This window comes from Pseudomonas sp. FSL R10-0399 (assembly GCF_009600165.1).
GTDB lineage: Bacteria > Pseudomonadota > Gammaproteobacteria > Pseudomonadales > Pseudomonadaceae > Aquipseudomonas > Aquipseudomonas helleri.
The window spans coordinates 1-24,421 of record NZ_WIWK01000095.1; the positions used below are offsets into that span (position 1 = coordinate 1).

At 61.3% G+C, this 24,421-nt stretch carries 22 protein-coding genes; 3 read left to right on the forward strand and 19 right to left on the reverse strand.

Features of this window, described 5'->3' with window-relative positions; all coding sequences use genetic code 11:
• On the forward strand, positions 1 to 723 hold a 723-nt coding region (locus GHO41_RS22160), incomplete at its 5' end, for a 2-oxo acid dehydrogenase subunit E2 (RefSeq protein ID WP_178126555.1).
• A gap of 10 nt (positions 724 to 733) precedes the next feature.
• Positions 734 to 2,125 carry a dihydrolipoyl dehydrogenase gene (lpdA, locus tag GHO41_RS22165; RefSeq protein WP_153434669.1) on the forward strand — a complete coding sequence of 464 codons (1,392 nt, stop codon included), beginning with the start codon at positions 734 to 736 and terminating at the stop codon, positions 2,123 to 2,125.
• A 103-nt stretch (positions 2,126 to 2,228) separates the two neighbouring features.
• Here lpdA and GHO41_RS22170 read toward each other — a convergent pair whose 3' ends face one another.
• The 12 genes from GHO41_RS22170 to GHO41_RS22225 form a co-directional block, all read right to left on the reverse strand.
• Positions 2,229 to 3,188, reverse strand: a complete 960-nt coding sequence (locus tag GHO41_RS22170) for an ABC transporter ATP-binding protein (protein WP_048386940.1) — start codon at positions 3,186 to 3,188, stop codon at positions 2,229 to 2,231.
• On the reverse strand, positions 3,188 to 4,177 hold the full coding sequence (locus tag GHO41_RS22175) for an ABC transporter ATP-binding protein (RefSeq protein ID WP_153434670.1): 990 nt from the start codon (positions 4,175 to 4,177) through the stop codon (positions 3,188 to 3,190). The genes GHO41_RS22170 and GHO41_RS22175 overlap by 1 nt, the downstream gene beginning before the upstream one ends.
• Positions 4,178 to 4,179: 2 nt before the next feature.
• A complete protein-coding gene (ddpC, locus tag GHO41_RS22180; protein WP_048386942.1) occupies positions 4,180 to 5,064 on the reverse strand; it encodes a D,D-dipeptide ABC transporter permease in 885 nt (294 codons plus the stop codon).
• Between the two features lies 1 nt (position 5,065).
• Positions 5,066 to 6,082, reverse strand: a complete 1,017-nt coding sequence (locus GHO41_RS22185; RefSeq protein WP_048369272.1) for an ABC transporter permease — start codon at positions 6,080 to 6,082, stop codon at positions 5,066 to 5,068.
• Between the two features lie 76 nt (positions 6,083 to 6,158).
• The gene (locus GHO41_RS22190; protein WP_371928997.1) at positions 6,159 to 7,730 is read right to left on the reverse strand and encodes an ABC transporter substrate-binding protein; all 1,572 of its coding nucleotides are present in this window, start codon (positions 7,728 to 7,730) and stop codon (positions 6,159 to 6,161) included.
• A 182-nt stretch (positions 7,731 to 7,912) separates the two neighbouring features.
• Complete coding sequence (gene ddpX, locus GHO41_RS22195; protein ID WP_262123637.1) at positions 7,913 to 8,464, reverse strand: D-alanyl-D-alanine dipeptidase; 552 nt, start codon at positions 8,462 to 8,464, stop codon at positions 7,913 to 7,915.
• Positions 8,465 to 8,501: 37 nt separating this feature from the next.
• Positions 8,502 to 9,356 (reverse strand): MurR/RpiR family transcriptional regulator, encoded by an 855-nt coding sequence (locus GHO41_RS22200; protein WP_153434672.1) that lies wholly within the window; start codon positions 9,354 to 9,356, stop codon positions 8,502 to 8,504.
• Positions 9,357 to 9,649: 293 nt separating this feature from the next.
• Positions 9,650 to 10,693, reverse strand: coding sequence for an iron chelate uptake ABC transporter family permease subunit (locus tag GHO41_RS22205; protein ID WP_153434673.1), 1,044 nt, complete (start codon positions 10,691 to 10,693; stop codon positions 9,650 to 9,652).
• On the reverse strand, positions 10,690 to 11,637 hold the full coding sequence (locus GHO41_RS22210; protein ID WP_153434681.1) for an iron ABC transporter permease: 948 nt from the start codon (positions 11,635 to 11,637) through the stop codon (positions 10,690 to 10,692). Before GHO41_RS22210 ends, GHO41_RS22205 begins: the two co-directional genes overlap by 4 nt.
• Before the next feature lie 96 nt (positions 11,638 to 11,733).
• On the reverse strand, positions 11,734 to 12,630 hold the full coding sequence (gene fepB, locus GHO41_RS22215; RefSeq protein ID WP_153434674.1) for a Fe2+-enterobactin ABC transporter substrate-binding protein: 897 nt from the start codon (positions 12,628 to 12,630) through the stop codon (positions 11,734 to 11,736).
• Positions 12,623 to 13,942, reverse strand: a complete 1,320-nt coding sequence (locus GHO41_RS22220) for an NtaA/DmoA family FMN-dependent monooxygenase (protein ID WP_153434675.1) — start codon at positions 13,940 to 13,942, stop codon at positions 12,623 to 12,625. Before GHO41_RS22220 ends, fepB begins: the two co-directional genes overlap by 8 nt.
• Positions 13,943 to 14,009: 67 nt before the next feature.
• Positions 14,010 to 16,100: a TonB-dependent receptor gene (locus GHO41_RS22225; protein ID WP_153434676.1), complete on the reverse strand. Its 2,091-nt coding sequence runs from the start codon at positions 16,098 to 16,100 to the stop codon at positions 14,010 to 14,012.
• 257 nt (positions 16,101 to 16,357) lie between these two features.
• Between GHO41_RS22225 and GHO41_RS22230 the strand changes: the two genes are divergently transcribed.
• Positions 16,358 to 17,143: an IclR family transcriptional regulator gene (locus GHO41_RS22230; RefSeq protein WP_088500249.1), complete on the forward strand. Its 786-nt coding sequence runs from the start codon at positions 16,358 to 16,360 to the stop codon at positions 17,141 to 17,143.
• A 3-nt stretch (positions 17,144 to 17,146) separates the two neighbouring features.
• Here the strand turns inward: GHO41_RS22230 and GHO41_RS22235 are convergent, their stop codons facing one another.
• The 7 genes from GHO41_RS22235 to glcF all read right to left on the reverse strand — a co-directional run.
• Entirely contained in the window at positions 17,147 to 17,935 is a 789-nt protein-coding gene (locus GHO41_RS22235) for an ABC transporter ATP-binding protein (protein ID WP_153434677.1), read from the reverse strand.
• Between the two features lie 130 nt (positions 17,936 to 18,065).
• On the reverse strand, positions 18,066 to 19,631 hold the full coding sequence (locus GHO41_RS22240) for a GMC family oxidoreductase (RefSeq protein ID WP_153434678.1): 1,566 nt from the start codon (positions 19,629 to 19,631) through the stop codon (positions 18,066 to 18,068).
• A gap of 12 nt (positions 19,632 to 19,643) precedes the next feature.
• On the reverse strand, positions 19,644 to 20,201 hold the full coding sequence (locus GHO41_RS22245) for a tat (twin-arginine translocation) pathway signal sequence (protein ID WP_153434679.1): 558 nt from the start codon (positions 20,199 to 20,201) through the stop codon (positions 19,644 to 19,646).
• Positions 20,202 to 20,330: 129 nt separating this feature from the next.
• Positions 20,331 to 20,723 carry a VOC family protein gene (locus GHO41_RS22250; protein WP_123751484.1) on the reverse strand — a complete coding sequence of 131 codons (393 nt, stop codon included), beginning with the start codon at positions 20,721 to 20,723 and terminating at the stop codon, positions 20,331 to 20,333.
• Positions 20,724 to 20,923: 200 nt separating this feature from the next.
• A complete protein-coding gene (locus GHO41_RS22255; RefSeq protein WP_371928996.1) occupies positions 20,924 to 23,104 on the reverse strand; it encodes a malate synthase G in 2,181 nt (726 codons plus the stop codon).
• A 23-nt stretch (positions 23,105 to 23,127) separates the two neighbouring features.
• A complete protein-coding gene (locus GHO41_RS22260; protein WP_048386971.1) occupies positions 23,128 to 23,529 on the reverse strand; it encodes a heme-binding protein in 402 nt (133 codons plus the stop codon).
• 25 nt (positions 23,530 to 23,554) lie between these two features.
• On the reverse strand, positions 23,555 to 24,421 hold an 867-nt coding region (gene glcF / locus GHO41_RS22265), incomplete at its 5' end, for a glycolate oxidase subunit GlcF (protein ID WP_153434680.1).

Consider the following 24,421-nt stretch of genomic DNA (forward strand, 5'->3'; position numbering starts at 1 on the left):
CCCGTAGCGCCTGCACCGGTGGTTGCGGCAGCGGTCAGCGGCCCGGCCTTTGATGAAATCCCCCACAGCGGCATGCGTAAAACCATTGCCCGGCGCCTGGTAGAGAGCAAGGCCACGGTCCCGCATTTTTACCTGGACGTCGAGATTCGCATGGAGCGCTTGTTGGCCTTGCGTGAGCAAGTCAACCAGAGCGCGCCGCGCAAAATCTCGATCAACGACTTTATCGTCAGGGCCGTGGCTGTGGCCCTGCGCCAGGTACCGGCCATGAACGTGACCTGGACCGACACTGCGCTGCGCCAGTACCACGAGGTCGATGTGTGCGTGGCGGTGTCCACGGACACCGGGCTGATTACCCCGGTGGTGCGCAACGCGGGCGGCAAAGCCTTGTCGCAGATCAGCGCCGATGTCGCAGAACTGGCCGGGCGTGCCCGTGACGGACGCCTGCGGCCCGAGGAATATCAGGGCGGCAGCTTCACCATCAGCAACCTGGGCATGTTCGGTGTCGAGCAATTCAGCGCCATTATCAACCCGCCTCACGCAGCGATTCTGGCGGTGGGCGCGACCCAGCAAAAACCAGTGGTTGAAGACGGCGAGCTGAAAGCCGGCGCGGTCATGCGCTGCACCTTGTCGGTGGACCACCGCGCCGTGGATGGTGCGCTGGCGGCGCAATGGCTGGCCGTGTTCAAGGGCCTGATGGAAAACCCGCTGGGCATGCTGATTTGAGGGAGTCCCCATGAGCGATAACACTTTCGACGTGATCGTGGTGGGCGGCGGCCCCGGCGGTTACGTCGCGGCGATCCGTGCCAGCCAGTTGGGCCTGCGCACGGCGCTGGTCGAGAAGACCCACTTGGGCGGGATCTGCCTGAATTGGGGTTGCATCCCCACCAAAGCCTTGTTGCGCAGCGCCGACGTTTTGCGTCTGATCCGCAATGCCAAAGGCTTTGGCATTGACGTGGGCCAGGCCAAACCGGACCTGGAGGCCATCGTCAAACGCTCCCGCGACGTGGCGGCGCAGTTGCAGCGCGGCGTCAGCGGGCTGATGAAAAAACACCGTGTCCAGGTCTTCAACGGCCATGGGCGGCTTAATGGCCCGCAGCGTCTGAGCGTGACCGGCGAGCAGGGCGAACAACAGCTGCGTGCGGCGCACATCATCCTTGCCACCGGCGCACGGGCCCGCGTGCTGCCGGGCATGGAGCCAAACGGCCAACACTTCTGGACCTACCGCGAAGCGCTGGTGCCAAAAAGCATACCCAAGCGTTTGGTGATCATCGGTGGCGGCGCCATCGGCATCGAGTTCGCCAGCTTCTACCACGCCCTGGGTGCCCACGTCAGTGTGGTGGAGATGGCCGAGCGCATCCTGCCGGTCGAAGACCAGGACATCAGCGCCCACGTGGCCCAGTCCCTGACCCGCGAAGGCATCAACTTGTACACCGGTTGTGCAGTCAAAAGCAGTCACGTCCAGCAGGGCAGCGTCCAGGTGCAACTGCAAGGCAAGCGCCAGGAGACGTTACAGGCCGATGTGGTGCTGGTGGCGGCCGGGATTGTGGGCAACGTTGAAGACCTTGGGCTCGAAGGGACTCGGGTCAAGGTCGAGCGCAGCCATGTGCAGGTCGATGACTACTGTCGCACCGACGAACCGGGTGTGTACGCCATTGGCGACCTTGCCGGGGCACCGTGGCTGGCGCACAAGGCCAGCCACGAAGCGGTGATCTGCGTAGAGAAAATCGCCGGGCAAACCCCGCATCCGTTGAACCCGCTCAGCGTCCCCGCGTGCACCTACAGCCACCCGCAAGTGGCCAGCGTGGGCTACACCGAAGCCCAGGCACGCGCGGCCGGCAAGGCGATCAACGTCGGTAAATTCCCCTTCGTGGCCAACGGCAAGGCCATCGCCATGGGCGCCACCGAAGGTTTCGTCAAAGTCATCTTTGACGCCGACAGCGGCGAACTGTTGGGCGCACACATGGTGGGTGAAGAAGTCACCGAAATGATCCAGGGCTACGTCATCGCCCGTGGGCTTGAGACCACCGAGGCTGAACTGATCGACAGCATCCTGCCGCACCCGACCATGTCCGAAGCCATGCACGAAGCCGTGCTGGCCGCCTACGAGCGGGCACTGCACAGCTGACAAACCGTTCACCTCGCCTGTAGGAGCGAGCTTGTCTCGCGATCTTTTGATCTTCAAAACACCCGATCAAAAGACCGCGAGCACGCTGGCCACAGCGCTTTATTCACTGCTGCACATGACACCGGACCCCCGTCTCAAGCGCTTGCGGCTGTTGGCAGCCGTCGGTGCTCAGGCTGCAGCGTTCGCGGAAGAAACACCCCTGGGGAAGGTTTCGGTTGCCCGGCAATTCGGTGGGCGCTGCCACCTGTTCGGCCCGCAATGGCACGCCCAGGCGGGGAACGGCTTCGAAGAGCAGGCGGGTGTACGGGTGGCGCGGCTGATCGAGAACTTGCGCCGCGCTGCCCAGCTCGACGATCTGCCCCAAGTACATCACGGCCACCCGGTCAGACATGTGCCGTACCACCGAGACGTTATGGGAAATCAGGATGTAGGTCAGATTGCGCGCCCGTTGTAACTCGGCCAGCAGGTTGAGGATCTGCGCCTGCACCGAGATGTCCAGCGCAGAGGTGGGCTCGTCGAGCACGATGATGTCCGGGTCCGACGACAAGGCTCTGGCAATGGCGATCCGCTGGCGCTGGCCGCCGGAGAACTGGTGGGCAAAACGGTCCAGGTATTCCGGACGGATACCGACCTGGGCGGCCACTTTCGAGGCAATGTCGCGCATCTGTTCGCGTGAGCGCATGCCGCGCGCATAAAGCGGCTCGGTGATGATGCGCCAGATCGGCAACCTCGGGTTCAGTGATGATTGCGGGTCCTGAAAGACAATTTGCACATTGCTGCTGCCCTGGCCTTTGTTGCCGTTGGCCCAGCTCAACGCGCCACTGCTGGGGGCAACCAGGCCCATCAGCACTTGCGCCAGGGTACTTTTGCCACAGCCGGACTCTCCGACGATGCCCAGGGTTTCTCCGGCCCTGACCTGAAGGTCGATGCCATTCAGAGCATGGGCATAGCCCCGGGGCCGTCCCAGCCAGTCATTGCTGACGGGGAAGCGCACCCGCACGTCGGTCAATTGAAGGATCTCGTGAGGCACCACGGCCACCGATTCAGACACTGCACTGTTCATCACGAAAGCTCCTTATGCGGTAGCCAGCAAGCGCTTTTACGTTGTTCATCGTGGTTGATGGCGGTCAACACCGGCCGCTCGCTGCATATCGGCAACGCATGCTGGCAGCGCTCAGCGAACGTGCAGCCGACGGGCAGGCGCGAGAGATTCGGCACTTGCCCGGGAATGGTCATCAAGGGCTGCCCCGGCTCGACCATTTCCGGCAAGCCGCTGAGCAACCCCTGGGTGTAGGGATGGCGCGGATGGCGCATCACATCCGCGGTCAGCCCTTGCTCAACCACTGCGCCGGTGTACATCACGTACACCCGGTCGCAGAACTGCGACACCAGGGCCATGTCGTGGGTAATCAACAGAATGGCAGTACCTTTTTGCCGGGCCTTTTCTTGCAGTAACAGCAGCACCTGACGCTGCACCGTGACGTCGAGTGCGGTGGTGGGCTCGTCGGCGATCAGCAACTGCGGCTCACATGAGAACGCCAGGGCAATCATGACCCGCTGGCGCATGCCGCCCGACAGTTCGAACGGGTAGCTGTCCAGAACCTGCTCGGGGCTGGCGATGTGCATGTCGCGCAGCAGCTCGATGGCCTTGGCCCGGGCCTGTTGTGTACTGATTTTTTGGTGATGGATGATCACGTCGAGCATTTGCCGACCGATCCGCCGCGTCGGGTTGAGTGCGGTCATCGGCTCCTGGAAGATCATCGCCGCATCACGGCCGCGAATCTTCAAAAGCTCTTTTTCAGGGGTGTTGAGCATGTCGCGATCGAGCATGCTCAGGCTGCCGGAGGTGATCCGGTAACTGCGCTCGGGCAGCAAGCGCATGCTGAGCATCGCGGTGACGGATTTACCCGACCCGGACTCGCCGACCACGCCCACAATTTCGCCGGGGTTGACGTGCAAAGACACGCCATTGAGGGCCTTGACGCTGCTCTTGTAGGCCGGGAACTCAAGGCTCAAGTTGTCGATGGCCAACACTGGATTGCAAGTAGACATGCTTATTTCCCCTGCTGGCGTGGATCGAGCAGATCGCGTACGCCATCGCCCAACAAATTGAAGCCCGTCGCCGTAATCAGAATCGCCAGCCCCGGGAAGGTGGAGTACCACCAGTTATCCAGAATGTAATTGCGCCCGGTGGCGACCATTGCCCCCCACTCAGCGGTAGGCTGTTGCGCACCCAGGCCGATAAAGCCCAGGGCCGAGGCCATGAGAATGGCGCTGCCGATGTCCAGGCTCAGTTGCACCAGCAGAGGCGGCATGGCGTTGCGCGCAACGTGCCAGTGGACCATGTGCCAGCGCTCGGCACCGAAGGTTTCGGCGGCCTTGACGTAGCCCATCTGGCGAATGCTCAAAGACTGGCCGCGGGCCAATCGCACATAAGAAGGGATCCGCACCAGAGTAATCGCCAGCATGGCATTGAACAGGCTGGCGCCCAGTGCGGCCGCCAGGGCCATGATCAGCACCAGTGATGGAACCGACAGCATGATGTCCATCATGCGCATGGTCACGGCGTCGAAACGCCCGCCAATCACCCCGGAAAAACAGCCCAGCAGCCCGCCGATAAAGCACGCGGAAAAGGCCACGAACAAACCGACGCCGACCGATTGACGGCTGCCGAACAGAACCCGGCTGAACAGGTCACGGCCTACTTCATCGGTTCCGAACCAGTGCTCGGCAGACGGCGCGGCCAAACGCGCCGAGAGGTTCAGGGCGTTAGGGTCATGGCTGGCCAGCCATGGCGCGAAGATCATGCACAGCACCACCATCAGGGTGATGGCCAAACCGGCCATGGTCAGCGGACTGCGGCGGATCTGATGGATCAAGTAGGCGGTTTGCTCGCGCCAGCGCGGGGTGGGGGCGGCGGAAGTCAGAGGAACGGACATTTCAATTCACCTCGCCGATACGCGGGTCGATCACGCGATACAGAAGATCGATGGCCATGTTCAGCAACACATAGATAAACGACACCAAAATGGCGAAACCCATTACCGCAGGGAAATCCAGCGACTGGATCGACTTGACGACGTAGGCGCCCATGCCGGGCCAGGCGAAGACGGTCTCGGTGAGCACTGCGCCGTATAGCAAGTCGCCCAGGGTCAGGCCGAGCACCGTCACCGAAGGGATCAACGCATTGGGCAGGGCGTGGCGCAGGATCACGGTCCAGCGCGACAGGCCATAGGCGCGGGCCGTGCGGATATAGTCCTCGCCGAGCTGGTCGAGCATGGCGGAGCGAATTTGCCGGGCGATCACCCCCAGCGTCACGAAACCCAGTGTGGCGGCGGGCAGGATGAGGTGTTTGAGCGCGTCCACAAACAGGCTGAAGTTTCCGGCCAGCAGGGCGTCAATCAGGTAGAACCCGGTGATCGTGGTTGGCGGGGCAAGCCCTTCGGACAGGCGCCCGCCACCGGGCAGCCAGCCCAGGTGGCCATAAAACAGCACGATGGCGCCCAGCCCCAGCCAGAAAGCCGGGGTTGAAATCCCGGTGACCGCCAGGGTCCGTGCAATCTGGTCGATGGCGCGGTTGTGATAGACGGCCGACAACACACCCAGCGGTACGCCCACCACGATCGCCAGGAACAACGCGACCACCGCCAGTTCCAGGGTCGCCGGGAAGAACGCCTGCAGGTCTTCGAGCACCGGGCGATTGGTGCGGATCGACGTGCCGAGGTCGCCCTGCACCAGGTCCAGCAAGTAACGGCCATATTGTTGGTACAGCGGCAAGTCAAGCCCCAGTTGATGGCGGATGCCGGCCACCAGCTCATCGCTGGCACGGTCACCGGCAATGAGTCGGGCGGGGTCGCCAGGAATCAGGTGGGAAATGGCAAAAGTAATCAGCGAAACACCGAACACGACCAGCAACAGGCCAAGCAGGCGCTTGCGCAACAACGTCAGGAAGGCCATAAGGCACCTCTGTTACTCAAACGACAGATATCAGAAAACCGTGCACGCCTTTAGCGGCGTGCACGAAAGCGCTGGTTCACTTGCTCATGCTGCCCAGGTTGAAGACCTGTTCGAGCATGGGGTTGAACACATAGCCTTTGACCGAATCACGCATCGGCAAGGTGTAGCTCTTTTGGTAGAGGTACACGTACGCACTGTCGTTGAGCGCCAGCTTTTGCGCGTCCTGATACAACTCAACGCGCTTGGCCTGATCGCTGGTGGTGGCCGCCTCACGAATCAGCGTGTCGACCTGCGGGTTGCTGTAGAACGAGCGGTTGCCTTGCAGGCCCTGCATTTTGGAGTCGAACCAGAAGTTCATGAACATGTACGGGTCGGCGAAGTCAGGGCTCCAGGTGCCGACGGCGATGTCGTAGTCGGCCTGGCCCACACGTTCGCGCAGGGTGGCGTTGGCAGTTTTTTCCATCTTGAGGTTAATGCCCAGCGGCATCAGGGCCGCTTGCAAGGTCAGGCCAATCGGTTCCCAGTTGGCGTCCTTGTCCGAGTACATGTAACTCAGGTTGGTGATCTTTTTCGGCACTTTGGCCAGGCTGTCGGCTGCTGCCGCCATGTCCTGCTTCATGTTCGGCAGCGAGCTGTCATACGCCCACATGCCTTTGGGGATCGGCCCGTTCAGCAGCTCGGCCTTGTCCTTGAGAATGCCGCTGACGATGCCTTTGTAGTCCACCGCTTCGGTGATCGCACGGCGGGCGTCAACGTTGGTCAACGGGCCTTTTTTGTTGTTGAGGTACAGGTAGGTCACCCGCAGGGACGGGTACTCTTTGACTGCAATGCCTGGCTTGCTGGCCAGCGCCCCCAACTGGTCTTCGGGCATGTCCTCAATAATGTCGAGGTCGCCACGTTCCAGTTGCAAGCGACGTACCGAAGGCTCGGCGATGATTTTCAACACCACGGTTTTCAACGCAGGCGCGGGGCCGGCGTAGTGAGGGTTTGGCTCCAGGGTCAGCGACTGGCCTTTTTGCCAATTGGCCAGACGATAAGGGCCCGAACCTGCGGTGTGGCTGGACAGCCAGGCGTTGGTGTCTGCGCCTTTGTTCGCCACCAGCGGGTTGATCACCGAGGCGCCGTTGTGGGCCAGGGTGTAGAGGAACGGCGCAAAAGGTGTTTTCAGGGTGAAGCGGATGGTCTGCGGGTCAACCACAGTGACCACCATGTCTTCCGGGAATGCCCCGGACGGCCCTTGCTTGAGGGTCATCAAACGGTCGAACGAGAATTTCACTGCTGCGGCGTCTACGGCGCTGCCGTCATCGAACTTGTTGCCCGGCTTGAGCTTGAATTCCCATACCAGGTTGTCGGGGGACACGGTCCAGCTTTCGGCCAGGTCGCCCTCGACTTCGGTGCTGCTCTTGTCACCGTCGGTCTTGTAGCCCACCAAACGCTGATAGGACGGGTAGGTAATGGTCCAGTCGTTGTTATCGAACGTCACGGCGGGGTCGAGGGTTTGCGGGTCGGCGGGTTTGCCGATAATCAGCGTGTCCTGTGCCACGGCGGCGGTAGCAGCCTGCCAGGCGCCGAGGCTCAAGGCGGCACACAAAAAACTCAGCGCCAATCTGCGGGCACGGGGAGGGGTGTGGCGGTTCACGGGGTTCATGACGGTCATTGCCGGTTTCCTTCAACATTCGATGTCTGGAAGTGGGTCAGGTTTTTTTTTGGAATCTATAACCGGGCAGTAGCAGTTGAAGCATGTTTACAGCGTTTTTGTTGTTCTTTTCTGGTAGTGCGTTGGCCCTGAAACTCTTTGGTTTCATCGACCTTTTACGGCTCAAACAGGTGTTACTCGTGGATCAACGGGTAGTCGTCGGCGTTGGGTAATTCGTAATGCCACCATTCACTGGCGATCGGCTGAAAGCCGGCTCCGAGCATCACCCCTAACAGCAGCAAGCGATTGCGTTGCACCTGCACGGGCAAGTGTGGGTAGAACTGGTGCGAGGGTTCTTCCATGGTGTCGAAACCCGTGCCCATATCGAGCGCTACGCCGTCGCCGTCCACCAGTGTCAGGTCAACCGCGACACCACGACTGTGGTGTGAGCCCAGATGCGGATCGCGCACGTAGTCGCCGTTGGGCAAGGCTTCCCACAACAGGAACTGCGCAGCAGGCGGCCGGTAGGCGTCATAAATCAGCAGGCTGTAACCGGCCAGTCGCGCCAGTTCGCTGGCCTTGCGCAGGCAGGCAGCGGCATCGCGATGCAGCAGGCAACGGGTTGTCGGGTAGATCACTTTGCCGGCCAGATTGTCGGCAGTGGCGTAGATCATGTTGATCTGCACCTGAAACTGCCGGGCATCAATCTCAATCAGCGGGCTGGGACTGGTAACGCTCTGATTCACACACTCACTCCTGGTGAAATCGGTTGGGGCACTGCGCTTAACCTTCGAACTGGCCGAAGGCTTTTTGCAGTTGACGGTTCTTGGCCAAACGGACGTCCAGGTGTTCGCCATATTGCTGCGCAACAGCTGAAACCATGAGATTCAACAGGCATGCCAGCGGCGCCGGGGAATCCCAAAATTGGCCCACATCGGTTTTGATCTGCAACAGGTCCAGCGCGTAGTCACGGGCCCACGGGCATTGCAGGTCGGTAATCAGGGCCAGCGGCAATGCGTTTTCAAGGGCCGCCTGGCAGAAGGTCTGGGTCACGCTGGAATACGCGCGAAAGTCGGCAATGATCGCGTAGGGGTTGTCGAAGCCTGAATTCAACGTCTCCGCGTAAATGCCGGACAGGCCGTCTACGTAGAAAACCTTGGGGCGGATGTACTCAAGGTGGCTGTGAAAAGCCGTGAGAATCCCGCGGGTGGACTGGATGCCGATAATGAACACGGCATCGGCTTCGTGGATGCGTTTGACGATCTGGGCAAAGGCTTCGCTGCGCGCCACTTCATAGACGTACTGGATCGCTTCGATTTCACGTTGCATCGAACGGTCGAGTGCGTCACCGCCGTTGCTTTCAGCGCGAAAGGCTGCAATCCGGTCGGTGATCAACCAGGACGCAGGCACTTCACCGCGCAAGCTCTGTTTGACGTCGTCGAGGTTCTGATAACCCAACGAGCGCAAGAACCGCCCGACCGAAATTCCGGTGGTTGAGGCTTGCAGCGCAATGCTGTCCGCGGACTCGAAAGGGAGTTGTTGCGGGTTGCCGAGCAAGTAACTGGCAATGCGCTTGCCGGTCGGCGTCATGCTGGAAAACTCATGTTCCAGCAACTGAAAAAAATTGTTTTTTTCCATAAAGATCAACGCGCGCCGACAGGTGAGTGTTATATGAGTGTCATTTTCACTCTTTGTGTTATCAACATAACATCAGTCTTCGAGCGGACACAACGGCTTTTCTGCGGATTGCAGAGGAATTAATTTTTTGCGTGGGAATGCCGCTCACTTAAGCCATTCAGGCTCTGTGGGAGCGGGCTTGCTCGCGATGGTCGTTAACGATGACGCGTACTGACCGACTTAATGGGGGGCTCTGAAGGCCATCGCGAGCAAGCCCGCTCCCACACTTCACTAGCGTGTATTCCAACAGAGAGTTAGCCGATTGGCTTGCGAATTCGGGTCAGTAGCCACAGCAGGTAAAAACCGCCCAACAGCCCGGTGGTCAGGCCGATGGGCAGGTTGAGGTTCAGCGGGAAGCGCTGGCTTACAAGGTCGGCGCTGAGTAACAGCAGGGCGCCCATGATGGCGCCGGACACCAGCGGGATGTCCGGTGAGCCGGTCAGGCGTCTGGCCAGTTGCGGCGCTGCCAGGGCGATAAAGCTGATCGGCCCGGCCGCCGCCGTGGCGATCGAGGTCAAACCCACGGCGGCCATGACCATCACCAGTCGCGAGCGCTCAACCGGGACGCCCAGTTGGCAAGCGGTGTCGTCACCCATCTCGAGCATGTTCAACGGCCGCGCATGGTAGATCGCAATCGGCACGATCAGTACAAAGCCTATTGCAGCAGGCACCACGTGGGACCAGGTGCGGGTGTTCAGCGAGCCCGACAACCACAGTTGCGCGGTCATGGCCTGATCGAGGTCGCCGGTCACCAGCAAGACGGTGTTGAGGCCGGTGAGCATGGCGCCGACGCCAATCCCCACCAGCACCAGACGATAGCCGCCGGTGGTGCGGCCTTTCAGCGACAGGACAAACACCACGGCGGCTGTGCAGACGCCTGAGAGTACGGCCGCCAGCGAGGTGCCCAACGGCCCGGCATTGAACAGGATGATTTGCACAATGGCGCCACTGGCTGCGCCGGTGGTAAAGCCAATGATGTCCGGCGAGCCCAGCGCATTGCGCGAGATCGACTGAAACACCGACCCTGCCATGCCCAACGCGGCGCCGACAAACACGGCGGTGAGCACGCGGGGCAAACGCACCCGCTGAATGATCCGCTCGGCCGTCGGGTTGTCACCCAGGCCGAACAGGCTGGCGAGCACCTCGCCGGGGCTCAGGTGCAAGGTGCCGATGCCCAGTAACAGCACGGCCAGCAGCAGTACCAAGAGCAGTAATCCGGCGCCGATCAATGCCGCCCGTGGGCGCCAGACAAACGAGCAGTGGGCGAAACGAACTACGGCGGGCAGGCTGTTTTTCATAGTTGGCTCAGTCGGTACTTGCGCACCACAGCAATAAAGAAGGGCCCGCCGAGCAACAGGGCGACGATCCCGGCAGCGATTTCAGACGGGGCGACTACCACTCGGCCCAGCACGTCGGCGCCCAGCAACAAAATGGCCGCGTAGAGCCCGGAGTAGGGCAGGATCCAGCGATAATCCGGGCCCACCAGCAAGCGGGCAATGTGCGGTGCCACCAGCCCGACAAAGGCAATCGGCCCGGCCCCAGCCGTGGCTGCCCCGGCCAGCAGCATGACCGCCAGGCACGCCAGCAGCCAGGTCGAGCGCGGGCTGGCGCCGAGTGCCAGGCCCAGGTCCTTGCCCAACGCCAAAATGTTCAGGTTGCTGACAATCAACAGGGCCACCGTGCAGCCGAGGCTGACCGTCACGGCCAAGATGGCGGCTGCCTCCATACCGCTGCGCTCAAGTGAACCGGAAGCCCAATGGCGGAACTGATCGAACACTTCGGTAGGGGCATTGAGGATGAAGATCCCGGTGATCGAGGTCAGCATGATCGACAACCCGGCCCCGGCCAGTACCAGCCGCACCGGGTTGTTCCCGCTGGAGTGGGCCTGGCCGATGATGAACACCGCTATCCCGGCCAGCCCGGCGCCGATAAAGGCAAACCAGACATAGGCCAGTGGCGTGACCACATGGAACGCCACCGCGCCGATGATCACCGCCAGCGCGGCACCGGCGTTGATCCCCAGCAGGCCCGGTTCAGCCAGCGGGTTGCGCGTCACGGCTTGCATGATCGCCCCGGCCACGCCCAGGGCCAGCCCGGCGAGGATTGCCACCAACGTGCGCGGCACGCGCATTTCGCGCACGATCAGGTGCAAGTCGTTATGCCGGTCGTAGTGCCTGAGCGCGTCCAGCACCTGCGCCAGATCAATCGAGCGTGAGCCCAGCGTCAAGCTCAGCACACTCATCAACAACAGCAACGCAACGCCGCCGATCAGCCCCCGGTAACGCTTGCGTTGGCGGGCATCACCGCGTGCGGTGTATTGCAAAGACAATGGCCTCACTCAGTGAAAACTCCGTGCCACGGTGTCGATCATTTGCCGCCCCGAGTAGTAGTCGATGCGAAACGAGCTGACTCCCAGCGGGTAGACCCGTTTATTGATCACCGCAGGCAGGTTGGCCAGCACCGGATCCGCGAGAAACGCTTGCACGTCGGCGTTATTGCCGCCGAGTAAAAACACGCTGTCACCGACAATCGCCCTGGACAGGTTTTCACGGGAAATAAAGCCCACGTCCGAGCTGCGTCGCACTTGCGCGTCCAGCGCCTCAGGCAAGCCAGCGACCTTGAAACCCAGCGCCGACAACAGGCGCGCCTGCGGGCTGCTCGGCAGGCCGACCGAGTAACTCCCGGCAATGTTGTAGCCGACCACGCTCACCGGTTCGGCAGGCGGCGTCAGGGTTGCGGCAACCTGCGCGGTGTAGTCGTCGAAACGCTTGATCGCGTCCTGTGCCTGCTGTACCAGGCCCGTTACCTTGCCCAGTTCAACCGCCATTTGCTGCCAGCTCTGGTTCGAGTAGTTGACCACGGTGGTGTTGATGCCCTGGGCTTGCAGCTCACCCTGATGCTGAATCACGCTGTCGGCCCCGGTGGCAGACAGCACCAGTAGGTCCGGGTCCTGGCCGATCACTGCTTCGATGTCGAACAGCAAATTGCTGTACAACACCTGCACCCCGCGTTGGTCGGCCACCTCAGCCCATTGCGTGAAAAAGCCCTTGGCGTCAGACAGTCTGCTGGGGGTGGTCGCGGCAGTGGCGATCAAGGGCGCGTTCATGGCCAGCAAGATGCCGGTCACGCTGGGAGTGGTCGAAACGATGCGCCGGGGTGTGTCGGCGGCGTGGGCGACACTGGCCAGCAGCAAGGCCGCCAGCGACAACAAGGGCAGGGCGCGCAGTTTAATCATCGGTGCATGGCTCGTTGAGGTGATGGGCAAAGGTCGAGCCGCTGTATTGCTCGCGGAAACGCCCGGCTTGTACCAGACGCGGCATCACCTGCTGCAGAAATAAATGCACGGACTCGACAGCCCCTCCCGGCGCCGCGATAAACCCGTCAATGGCGCCCGAGTCGGCCCATTCAAGGATCTGCTCCACGGCATCATCGACGGTGCCCACCACTTGCCAGTGCGCCGCCGAAATCACTTCCGGGCGCAGCAGCAGTTGGTCAATGGTCAGTGATTCGCGTTCGATCAGGCGTCGCAGCAGGCTGTTATGGGTACGGCTCCCGGCACTGGGCGGTACTTCAGGCAGGTCGGCCCTGGTCACCAGGCGATCGGCTGCCCAGTGACTCAGGTCGAGGCCGATCATGTCTTTGATCGACGCCAGTTTGCGCGTGCGGTCGAGGCGGGCATGGGTTTGCATAAACAGGGCGCGGGCTTCTTCGCGGGTGGCGGCCAGGTACAGGCTGAGGCCGGGCAACAAACGAATATCCGCCGGGTTGCGACCGTGGCGCAGGGCACGTTCAGACAGGTCGCGGCGCAGGTCTTGGGCGGCCTCTATATCGGGCGTCGGGGCGAACACCAGGTCGGCCACCGAGGCCGCAAAATCGCGCCCGGAGTCTGACGCGCCGGCTTGAATCAGCGGGATGCGGGTGTCGGGGAAGGCGGGCAAATTGAGCGGGCCTTTGACCTTGAGGTGCTTGCCGTCATGGTTGATCGGATTGACCTGGGCCACGTCCGCATAACGGCCGCTGGCGCGGTCTATCTGCAAGGCTTCACTGGGGAAGCTGGCCCACAGCGCCTGCACCACCTGGGTGAATTCGGCGGCGCGCTCATAGCGCTCTTCGGCGCCGGGCATGTGTTCCAGACCAAAATTTTCGTGGCCTTGCAGGGCAGTGACGATGTTCCAGCCCGCGCGGCCACGGCTCACCCAGTTCAGTGATTGCAGCTGACGGGCAACCACGTACGGCGGAAAAAAGGTGGTCGAGACGGTGGAGACCAGGCCGATATGCGTGGTTTCCCGGGCGACGGCCGCCAGCAGCACCGTGGGGTCGAGGCTGGCAAATCCGGAGCCGCTGGCAAGCATTTCGGTGGGCATGCTGCTGACGTCCGGACGGAACACAAAGTCCAGGTGTGCGGCTTCGGCGCGGCGGGCCAGGTCAATGGCGTAATCAGCGGTGAAAATCCCTTCGATGTTGCTGTTTTCGCGTCTCCAGCCGTCGCCGCTCAACCAGGTGGGCGCCAGGGACAGACCGATGTGCAGGTGTTTTTTGCGACTCATGATCAAACCTTTGTGACCTAAACAAAAAGATCGCGAGACAAGCTCGCTCCTACAGAGGGGCGGGGGATCAGAACGCGCCCTTGACCCCGACGCCGAACATCCGGGGTGTGGTCATGCTCGCTTCAAGGCCGCCGATGCCACGGTTTTGCTGCATGTAAATGGCGGAGCGGTCGTCGAAGACGTTCTTCACGTAGCCATACAGCTCGACCGCTTCACTGAAGCGATAACTCATGCGCGCATCGGTCAGAGTGTACGAGTCGATGCTCAGGCTCTTGGTGTTGGCGGTGTCGGAGTAGTAGCCGTCGAAATGCCGCACTTGCACCGACAGGTTGGCTTTATCGGTGATGTCCCAGCTCGGGCCAAAGCTCAGGCTGTAGCCGGGGGAACGGGCAAATTCATTGGCCTGATAGGCCTCGTTGCTGGAGATCTTGTCGATGCGGGTGCGCAAGGTGCCAACGCTGCCGCGCAGTTTGAGGGTGTCCAGCACTTGGTAGTCCGCACCCAGCTCAAGCCCGTAGCCATGGGCTTTTTCGGCATTGATGGTGTACGACTGGGCGACGCCGGGCGAGATCACCACCGGGATGTTGTACTGCGCGTCCTTGAAGTCCATGTAGAACAGGTTGGCGCTGAGGATCAGCCGGTCATCGAGCAGGTTGGCGCGGGTGAACAGTTCGTAGTTCCAGACCGATTCTTCCTTGAAATCCTGCCACTGGCGGGTGCTCAGGTTAAGCGACATGCCGCCCGGGTTGTAGCCACGGCTGACCATCGCGCCAACGGTCCAGTCCGGGGTGGCGGCAAAGGCCAGCGACACTTTGGGCAGAAACGCCGAGAAGGTTTTCTGGTAGTCCAGCGGGCCGGGGGCGAGCACCGAAGTGCCCTGGCGGTCAATGCGGTCTTCCTGATAACGCAGGCCGCTGCTGAGGGTCCAGCGGTCGTTCAGGCGGTAATTCAATTCACCGAAGACGCCGTAGTTTTCCTTGGTGTCATCAAAGCTCGACAGCCCCGACAGCAGCAGGGATTCATCGGATTTGGTGCGGGCCACATACACACCGCCGACCCCGCTGAATTCGCTGTGCTGGTCACCAAAGGTCAGGCGCGTTTCGTTGGACAGGTTGTTCTGCTTGACGTCGGCGTCGCCCTGGCCGCGAATGCCGGTGTAGCGTTTGACGCTGGAGTGCGAGTACTGCGCCTGATTGAACAGTTTGAGGCCGTTGTCGAAGTCATAGCTGACATCGAGGATCCCGGTGTTGGTGGTCTGCTCCCACGACGGCATGGTCGTGGTGGTGTGGTCGAGCTTGTGGAAAGGCTCGGAGGCCGCTTCCTGGCTGGGGCGGTTGCTGTCGTTGTGGACCAGTGTCAGCTTGGCTTCCAGCCCGGTGATCGAACTGGGCAGCCAGAGCAATTTGGCGCGGGCGTTCAGCGCGCTGAAGTCTTGATCGGTCTTGCCCTTCTGGAAGTTGGGGCTGGTGTAGTCAATAAACGTGTCGCGGGCCGAGTAATCCACCGCCAGACGGCCCGCCAGGTCTTCGCCCATCAATGGGCCGGAGAGGGCAATCGAGGTGCGTTTGTGGTTGTAATTGCCGATTTCAGCCTGGTACAGCGCCTCGGGGGTGAAGGTCGGGTTTTTGGTGTTGACGATGATCGCCCCGGCAATCGCGTTGGCCCCTTGCGAGGTGGTTTGCGGCCCGCGGAACACTTCGATGCTGTCCAGGTCCCAGACCGACGTCGCGCCAAAGAACATCTCGTTGTAATTCAGGTAATGGCCGTCGAGGTTGATCGTCGCGCGGGGCACGGTGCCGCCCCAGAACACGTTCTGCCCGTTGTTCGGCCCCTGGCTGTCCATCCCGCGAATGACCGGAGCGCCCACGGTGTCGGTGTAGATCACGTTGGGTACGCCCTGGAGCACTTCGTGAACCGTCGAGTCACCGGTTTTTTGCTGGTCGATTTCGCGACCGCTGATGACCGTGACCGAGGAGGCGGTGTTCTTTAACTCACGCTCAAGTTTCTCGCCGGTGACGGTAATCGGCTCGAACACCAGCGATGTTTTCTTCTCGCTGACCACGCTCTCTTCAGCCAGCGCACAGGACGCGCCGAGCAGGGTAGACAAGGTTAAAACGCTGAAACCACGGCTCAGCTTGCGGGATGGATAGGCCTTCAAGAGATGCTCCAAATGAGAATGATCCTCGTTAATGGCGATCCTAGCATGTAGCCATTACGTTCCTCAATAAAGAATTCATTCCTCTATGCGGTATTTGTTGGTGTGAACTACGCTGCTTTTTTTGTCCGCAGTAAGGGACGCTAAAGTCGGTATCATGCGCATCGCCGTTGCGTCATCGCGTCGTCGATGGATGCCTATTGAGAGACTGCTGCGAGACAGTGGCGAGGAGAGGTTATTTGAAGAAGTTGAAGGCCAGCGTGGACGACGAGGCCCCCGAGACCCCGAACGAAAAGCGTTCGGGCACGATTCAGTCGGTGGCCATTGCTGCACGGTTTTTGAATGTGCTGGCCAGCGCTGAGCGCGAACTGGCCTTGGGTGAAGTCGCCCGGCGCACCAGTACCGGCGGTTCCACGACCCATCGCTACCTGCAAAGCCTGGTCAAGGAAGGCCTGGCCAAACAGGACCCGGCCACCGGCCTGTATGACCTCGGCCCGGCGGCGCTGAGCATTGGCATTGGCGCCCTCAAACGTGTGGACGCGGTAGAAATCGCCGCCGCGCAAATGAAAGCCCTGGCCTACCAGCATGCCGCCAGTGGCGGGGTGGCGATCTGGACCGACCGCGGGCCGACGCTGGTGCGCTGGTATCGCAGCGCCTACTTCTCCATCAGCCCGTTAGCTTTGGGCGATATCCTGCCGCTGGACAACACCGCCTGCGGGCTGGTGTTTCAGGCCTTTTTGCCGAAGACCACGATTGATGCAGCGCGCAAGCAACAGCCCGCGCATTTTCGCGGCACGCCGCCAACCAAGGCGGTACTTGAAGATGTGCGCAGTGCTTGCTGGTCCGAGCTCACCAGCCACTTGCTGTCGAACGTGACCGGGCAGGCGGCCCCGGTGTTTGACGCCCAGGGCGAGCTGGTCTGCGTGATGACCACCGTGGCCGATCTGGGTCAGTTGAAATCGCCCGAAGATCGCCGTGCGCTGTTCCATGCGGCCAATCGGGTCAATCAGTCCACCGGCGGTTTGCCCTGGCAGGGTGGCGAGTAAACCTTAGTCGATGGCCCGGGCCTTGGGCACCACCAGCGGGGTGCCGGTGACCGGGTCAGGAATGATCACCGATGCCAGGCCGAACACTTGCTCGACCAGCGCTTCGGTGAATATTTCACTGGGAGCGCCCTGGTCGACAATCGCACCATCTTTCATCGCAATGATGTGTGAAGCGTAACGGCAGGCCTGATTCAGATCGTGCAACACGGCGACTATCGTGCGGCCCTCGCGGTTGAGGCGGGCGAGCAGTTCGAGCAGCTCGATTTGGTGGGCAATATCAAGAAACGTGGTGGGTTCATCCAGCAGCAGGATCGGTGTTTCCTGCGCCAGCACCATGGCAATCCACACACGCTGGCGCTGGCCGCCGGACAGTTCGTCCAGCAAGCGGCCGGCCAGTTCCGTGACCTGCGCTGCCGCCATTGCCGCGCTGACGGCCTGCTCATCGGCCAGCGACCACTGGCGCAAAAAAGACTGATGCGGATAACGTCCACGGGCGACCAGATCGGCCACGGTGATGCCATCGGGGGCCACCGCCGTTTGCGGCAACAAACCTAGGGTGCGGGCAACTTCTTTGGCCGGCAACAGCGTGATGACCTGCTGATCAAGCAACACCTGGCCGCTGGCCGGGGTCAGCAAGCGGGACAAGGCGCGCAACAAGGTCGACTTGCCACAGGCGTTGGGGCCGACGATCACGGTGAACGAGCCATCGATAATGCTGACCGAAAGATCGGTCGAAATCGTCCGTTGCTCGTAACGCAGCGTCACGGCATCGGCACGCAAGCGATGGGTCATGGAGAAGAGTTCCTGGCCAGTCAGAAGGGCGGCCAGTATCACAGATGCGGAATTTGTTCCGCAATACGGAAAGTGCGGGGCGATATCAAGATCAAAAGATCGCGAGGCCCGCGATCTTTTGATGTCAACGTTATGCGGCCTTGGTTTTAAGGGCCTCGGCAATGTAATCCGCTTGCCGGATGGCCAGGCTGACAATCGTCAGCGTGGGGTTTTCGGCCGCGCTGGTGGTGAACTGACTCCCGTCCGAGATAAACAGGTTAGGCACCTCGTGGCTCTGGCCGTGTTTGTTGCACACCCCGTCGGCCTCTTTCAGGCTCATGCGGCAAGTGCCCAGGTTGTGGGTTGAAGGGTAGGGCGGCACGCGGTGGGTTTTCAGCGCGCCCACCGCTTCGTACACCTCGCTGCCTTGTTTGAAGGCGTGCTCGCGCATGGCCAGGTCATTGGGGTGATCGTCGTAGTGCACGTTGGCCACGGGGATGCCCAAGTGGTCCTTGGTGTCACTCAAGGTGATGCGGTTGGTCTCGCGGGGCATGTCTTCACCCACCAGCCACATGCCCGCCAGATGCGTGTAGTTGTCCATCACACGGGTGAAATCCCGGCCCCAGGCGCCCGGATTAAAAAACGCCGCCATAAACGATGGGCCGAGAGAAATGGTCTCCATTTCATAGCCGCCGACAAACCCGCGATCCGGGTTGAAGCGCGACTCGTCACTGATCAGCCCCGCCATGATCGTGCCCCGATAGAAATGCACCGGGTCGTTGAACTCGGCGAATACCGAGCCGGTGGTGTGGCGCATGTAGTGTTTGCCGACCATCCCCGAGCCATTGCCCAGACCGTGGGGAAACATCGCGCTGGACGAGTTGAGCAACAGTCTCGGTGTTTCAATCGCATTGCCGGCAATCGCCACGATACGGCCTTTTTGCCGGTGCAACTGGCCTTGGGCATCGGCATAGACCACGGCATTGGCGCGGCCCTTGGCGTCATGTTCGATGCGCACGGCATGGGCCTGGGTGCGCAAGTCGAGCTTGCCGGTGGCTTCGGCGGCGGGGATTTCGGTATACAGCGTGGACCACTTCGCGCCCATCTTGCAGCCCTGGAAACAGAATCCGAGCTGCATGCATTGTGCTCGCCCGTCACGGCCACGGCTGTTGATTGCCATGTGCCCGGTTGAGCACTCCTTGTAGCCGAGCTTTTTGGCGCCGTTGTACATCACCTGGAAATTGTTGTTGCCCGGTAAGCCGGGGATATCGTGGGTGCGGGTGACGCCCATTTTGTTTTCGGCGCGTTCGTAATAGGGCTCCAGTTCAGCCAGGGTCAAGGGCCAGTCCAGCAGGTTGGCGTCTTTGACATCGCCGTACATCTGGCGCGCGCGAAATTCGTGTTCTTGCAGGCGAATACTGGCACCGGCCCAGTGGGTGGTGGTGCCGCCCACGGTTTTGCAGATCCAGGCGGGCAGGTTGGGGAAGTCTTTGGCGATCTGCCAGGAGCCCGACGTGGTGCGGGTGTCGCCCCAGGACAATTGCGCAAACGAAGGCCATTCATCGTTGATAAACGTTGCCGGGGATTGCCGTGCACCGGCCTCCAGCAACACCACCGGGATGCCTTTTTGGCACAACTCGTTGGCCAGCGTGCCGCCGCCTGCGCCGGAGCCGATGATGATCACTACCGAATCGTCGTCAAAACTGTAAGTCGTCATGTTCGCTGCTCCTCAAAACGCACTGGGACTGGCATCGGCTGGCGCGGCGGGTAGCCACTTCAGGTCATTGAAGCCGCGCATCAGGTAGCCGCCTTTAGGGAAGGAGGCGCCTTCGTAGCCGAAGTGCTCGTAGGCCAGTTCATTGCTGTACAGCGAGTTGACCGACGTGCCGCGCACCAGCTTGAAAAAGTCGCTGTTCTGGATTTTTTCAAGCAGGGCCACTTGCTGGTGTTCATCCAGGCTCGCCCACTTGCCGCCCGCCAGCGTGTCCAGCTCGGCGAGGCCTTTTTCCAGCTGCGGCAGTATTGAAGGGTCGGCCGATGCGCGCTCATCCAGCGCCTTCACAGCAAAGGCGTAGACAGCGTCTTCCATACGGTCATGGGGATAAATGCGCCGCACCACAAGCAACAATTGCGATGCTGCATCACTGGGGAGTGTGTTCATTTCCATGGCCCAGGACTGGCTGGGAGCCAGCAGCGCGATAGGGCCGGAACTGAATATGAGGGTGCCTAACAGCAGCCCGCCACTTCCTTGCAGGAAGCGACGACGATTGACCTTTAGGTCTTGCATGAAATGTCTCCTTGTTATTTTTATAGGAGTAACAGTGTCACAGGCAAATCACAGGTCGCGGGTTGGCGGGAGCGGGTGACAGCGGTAAGCCCCTCCAGCCGGACGCCGGTTTAAAGCAATCAGGTGTTTCTATTGATAGTGACCTCCACGTTGCAGCACCTCGATCTTGTAGCCATCGGGGTCCTGGATAAAAAAGAACCGCGCGAGCAGTTCGCCGTCTCTTTTAAATTCTTTGATGGGGGCGGGCGACCACTGCAAGTCGCTGAGGCGCTTGAACTGCTGATCGAGATCATCGACCACGAAGGCGGCGTGCCCGTAGCCCGTGCCGTGGGTGTACTCGGTCTGGCCCTTGTTCCAGGTGAGTTCTATTTCTGCGCCACTCTCGATGTCGCGCAGATAGACCAGTGAGAAGTCGTCAAACTCCAGGCGATGCGACTCGATAAGCCCAAACGCCTGCTGATAGAAATGCATGGATTTTTCGAGATCGCCTACGCGGATCATGGAATGAATAAACTTTGCCATTGCCTCATCCTGCCTTGGAATTCTGGTTCTTGTTATAAGCACATTCCAATGGATCATGAGACCAATTGCAGCGGGGCAGGTAATAGAGGGGTACTACGTTTTGGCATGGAACGATCGATTTAAAGATCGCAGCCTCGCGTTGCTCGGCAGCGGCCACAGATGCGTAGTCGCTGCCGAGCAGCGCGAGGCTGCGTCAAGGTTTACCCCTGCGACTGTTTATACGCCAGCCGGAACGTGTGCAGCAGCGGCTCGGTGTAGCCATTGGGTTGCGCGCACCCTTCAAACACCAACGCGCACGCCGCCTGAAACGCGACCGATTGATCAAAATTTGCCGCCATGGGTGTGTACTGCGGGTCGTCGGCGTTTTGCTGGTCAACCACTCGGGCCATGCGCTGCAAGATTTCGAGGGTTTGCTCACGGCTTATCACGCCATGCAGCAGCCAGTTGGCGATGTGCTGGCTGGAAATACGCAACGTCGCGCGGTCTTGCATCAGGCCCACGTCGTGAATGTCGGGCACTTTGGAGCAACCAATGCCTTGTTCAACCCAGCGCACCACGTAGCCCAGCAAACCTTGGGCATTGTTTTCGACTTCTTCGCGGATGGCGTCCGCTGACCATTCGGCCTTGCTTACCACCGGCACGGTCAGCAGCCCTTCAAGCAGGGACTCGCTGACGTCGGCGTAGCGGGTCTTTTCGAGGGTGGTTTGCACGTCGTGTACCGACACCTGGTGGTAATGCAGCGCATGCAGGGTCGCCGCCGTGGGTGATGGCACCCAGGCGGTGGTGGCGCCGGCTTGGGGATGGGTGATTTTCTGTTGCAGCATGTCGGCCATCCGGTCCGGCATGGCCCACATGCCTTTGCCGATCTGTGCGCGGCCGCGCAAGTTGCAGTCAAGCCCCACCAGCACGTTGTTGCGCTCGTAGGCGGCAATCCACGGCGTGCCTTTCATGTCGCCCTTGCGCAGCATCGCCCCGGCTTGCATGGCGCTGTGGATTTCGTCTCCTGTGCGGTCGAGAAAGCCGGTATTGATGAACGCCACCCGTGACGCGGCGGCGCCAATGCAGGCCTTGAGGTTGACGCTGGTGCGCCGCTCTTCGTCCATGATGCCCATTTTCAGGGTGTGGCGTTGGAGCTGCAGAAGGTCTTCGATCCGGCTGAACAACTGCTCGGCGAAAGCCACTTCGGCCGGGCCGTGCATTTTCGGTTTGACGATGTACACGCTGCCAGCGCGGGAATTGCCCCGGCGTTGCAGGTCATGCACGGCGATCAGGCTGGTGATGACGCCGTCGAGAATCCCTTCGGGAATTTCCAGGCCCTGGTTATCGAGGATCGCCGGGTTGGTCATCAGGTGCCCGACGTTGCGGATAAACAGCAACGAGCGCCCCGGCAGCGTCAGCGGCGAGCCGTCGGCGCCGGTGTATTCGCGGTCGGGGTTGAGGCGTCGGGTGATGGTTTTGCCGTTTTTGACCAGGTCTTCTTTAAGGTCGCCCTTCATCAAGCCCAGCCAGTTGCGATAGACCTGCACCTTGTCGTCTGCGTCGACCGCCGCTACCGAGTCTTCACAGTCGATGATGGTTGAGAGCGCGGCCTCCATCAGCAGGTCTTTGACCCCCGCGGCGTCCGACTGGCCGATGACGCTGTGGCGGTCGATCTGGATTTCAACGTGCAGGTCATTGTGCTTGAGCACAATGGCCGTCGGCTCGGCGGGCGCACCCTGATAACCAAGGTATTGGGCGGCGTTGGCCAAACCGCTCTGGCTGCCATCTTTGAGGCTGACCAGCAGGGTTCTGCCTTCAATCTGGTAGCGCGTGGCATCCACGTGCGAGCCCTTTTGCAGCGGGAACGCCTGATCCAGAAACACCCGGGCAAACGCAATCACTTTGGCCCCGCGCAGCGGGTTGTAGGTGCGGCCCGCTTCAGCGCCGCCGTCGCTGGCGATCACATCGGTGCCATAGAGCGCGTCGTACAGCGAACCCCAGCGCGCGTTGGCCGCATTCAGGGCGTAGCGCGCATTGGCGGCAGGCACCACCAACTGTGGCCCGGCCTGTGTGCTGATTTCGCTGTCGACGTTGGCCGTGTTGACCTTGACTAACTCCGGTTGCGCCTGCAGGTAGCCAATGCCGCTGAGGAAGCTGCGGTACGCCGCCATGTCGGTGATCGGGCCGGGATGCGCGCGGTGCCAGGTGTCGAGTTCGCCTTGCAGGCGATCCCGCTCGGCTAACAGGGCGCGGTTGATCGGCGCCAGTTCGTGCACCAGCCCGGCGAAACCGCTCCAGAACGCTTGCGCATCCAGCCCGGTGCCCGGCAGCACGTCGTGTTCAATGAAGTGGTGCAGCACGGGTGCAACCTTGAGGCCGTGGCAGTTAATGAAATCGCTCACTGTTATCTCTCCTTCAGTTCGGTTTATTTGAGGCTGTGCGCGCCAGCTTTGGCGACTTGCGCGTCTTGCACGGAGGTGACCCCGGACACGCCAATGGCTCCGATGACCTGGCCGTCGACGATGATCGGCACGCCGCCTTCAAGGGAGGTCAGCAACGGCGCGGACAAAAACGCATGGCGGCCGCCATTGACCATGTCTTCGTAGCCTTTGGACTCGCGGCGGCCCAGGGCTGAGGTGCGGGCTTTTTCGGTGGCGATGTAGGCGCTGATCGGTGCGCACTCATCGAGCCGCTCCAGGGCCAGCGGGTGGCCGCCGTCATCGACAATCGCGATGCTCACGGCCCATTGGTTGTTCTGCGCCTCGCTGCGGGCAGCCTTGAGAATCTGCTGGACTTCGGTCTGGCTCAATACGGCTTTGCTTTTCATGACAGGTCTCAAGTGAGTTGGGGGGTTAAGGCAATGCCGCTTCGACCAGCTCGATCCAGTGCCTCACCGGGGTGCGTCCGGCACCGTTAAGGTGGGTCTGGCAGCCGATATTGGCGGTGATGATGACCTCGGGTTTGCCGCTTTCCAGCGCGTTCAGCTTGTTATCGCGCAGTTGCCGCGACAATTCGGGTTGGGTCAGCGAATAAGTGCCTGCCGAGCCGCAGCACAAGTGGCTGTCTGGCACCGCAGTGAGGTTGAAACCCAAGCGGGTGAGGACGGATTCCACCGCGCCGCCGAGCTTTTGTGCGTGCTGCAAGGTGCACGGGCAATGGAAGGCCACCCGCTGGCTGCTGCTGATGGCAAGGGTTTCCAGAGGCTCGTCGCGCAACACTTCAACCAGGTCCTTGGCCAGGGCGCTGACCTTTTTGGCCTTGTCGGCATACGCCGGATCGGTGCTCAGCAAGTGCCCGTATTCCTTGATAAAGGCCCCGCAGCCGCTGGCGGTTTGCACGATGGCTTCGGCGCCTTGTTCAATGCTTGGCCACCATGCGTCGATGTTGCGCCGGGCCCGGTTCAGGCCCGCGGCTTGTGCGTCGAGGTGGTAATCCACGGCGCCGCAACAACCGGCCTCACGGCCTGGCGTGATGCTGATGCCCAGCCGGTCCAGCACGCGGGCGGTGGCCGCGTTGGTGTTGGGCGACAAGCCGGGTTGCACGCAGCCTTCGAGCATCAATACCTGACGGGCATGACGGCGGGTCGGGCGTGCTTTGGCAGGCTCGACGTTCTGTGGCAGCTTGCTTTGCAAGGTCGCGGGTAACACGGCGCGAAACACCTGACCGCTGCCCAGCAACCCTTTAAACAGGCCCGGTTTGGGCACCACGGCGCGTAACCC

Excerpts from the sequence above, each read along its gene's own strand:
- lpdA (WP_153434669.1), top strand. The coding sequence starts at position 734 with ATGAGCGATAACACTTTCGACGTGATCGTGGTGGGCGGCGGCCCCGGC.
- GHO41_RS22170 (WP_048386940.1), bottom strand. The coding sequence starts at position 3,188 with ATGAACAGTGCAGTGTCTGAATCGGTGGCCGTGGTGCCTCACGAGATC.
- GHO41_RS22175 (WP_153434670.1), bottom strand. The coding sequence starts at position 4,177 with ATGTCTACTTGCAATCCAGTGTTGGCCATCGACAACTTGAGCCTTGAG.
- ddpC (WP_048386942.1), bottom strand. The coding sequence starts at position 5,064 with ATGTCCGTTCCTCTGACTTCCGCCGCCCCCACCCCGCGCTGGCGCGAG.
- GHO41_RS22185 (WP_048369272.1), bottom strand. The coding sequence starts at position 6,082 with ATGGCCTTCCTGACGTTGTTGCGCAAGCGCCTGCTTGGCCTGTTGCTG.
- GHO41_RS22190 (WP_371928997.1), bottom strand. The coding sequence starts at position 7,730 with ATGAACCCCGTGAACCGCCACACCCCTCCCCGTGCCCGCAGATTGGCG.
- GHO41_RS22200 (WP_153434672.1), bottom strand. The coding sequence starts at position 9,356 with ATGGAAAAAAACAATTTTTTTCAGTTGCTGGAACATGAGTTTTCCAGC.
- GHO41_RS22205 (WP_153434673.1), bottom strand. The coding sequence starts at position 10,693 with ATGAAAAACAGCCTGCCCGCCGTAGTTCGTTTCGCCCACTGCTCGTTT.
- GHO41_RS22210 (WP_153434681.1), bottom strand. The coding sequence starts at position 11,637 with ATGAGTGTGCTGAGCTTGACGCTGGGCTCACGCTCGATTGATCTGGCG.
- fepB (WP_153434674.1), bottom strand. The coding sequence starts at position 12,630 with ATGATTAAACTGCGCGCCCTGCCCTTGTTGTCGCTGGCGGCCTTGCTG.
- GHO41_RS22220 (WP_153434675.1), bottom strand. The coding sequence starts at position 13,942 with ATGAGTCGCAAAAAACACCTGCACATCGGTCTGTCCCTGGCGCCCACC.
- GHO41_RS22235 (WP_153434677.1), bottom strand. The coding sequence starts at position 17,935 with ATGACCCATCGCTTGCGTGCCGATGCCGTGACGCTGCGTTACGAGCAA.
- GHO41_RS22240 (WP_153434678.1), bottom strand. The coding sequence starts at position 19,631 with ATGACGACTTACAGTTTTGACGACGATTCGGTAGTGATCATCATCGGC.
- GHO41_RS22245 (WP_153434679.1), bottom strand. The coding sequence starts at position 20,201 with ATGCAAGACCTAAAGGTCAATCGTCGTCGCTTCCTGCAAGGAAGTGGC.
- GHO41_RS22250 (WP_123751484.1), bottom strand. The coding sequence starts at position 20,723 with ATGGCAAAGTTTATTCATTCCATGATCCGCGTAGGCGATCTCGAAAAA.
- GHO41_RS22260 (WP_048386971.1), bottom strand. The coding sequence starts at position 23,529 with ATGAAAAGCAAAGCCGTATTGAGCCAGACCGAAGTCCAGCAGATTCTC.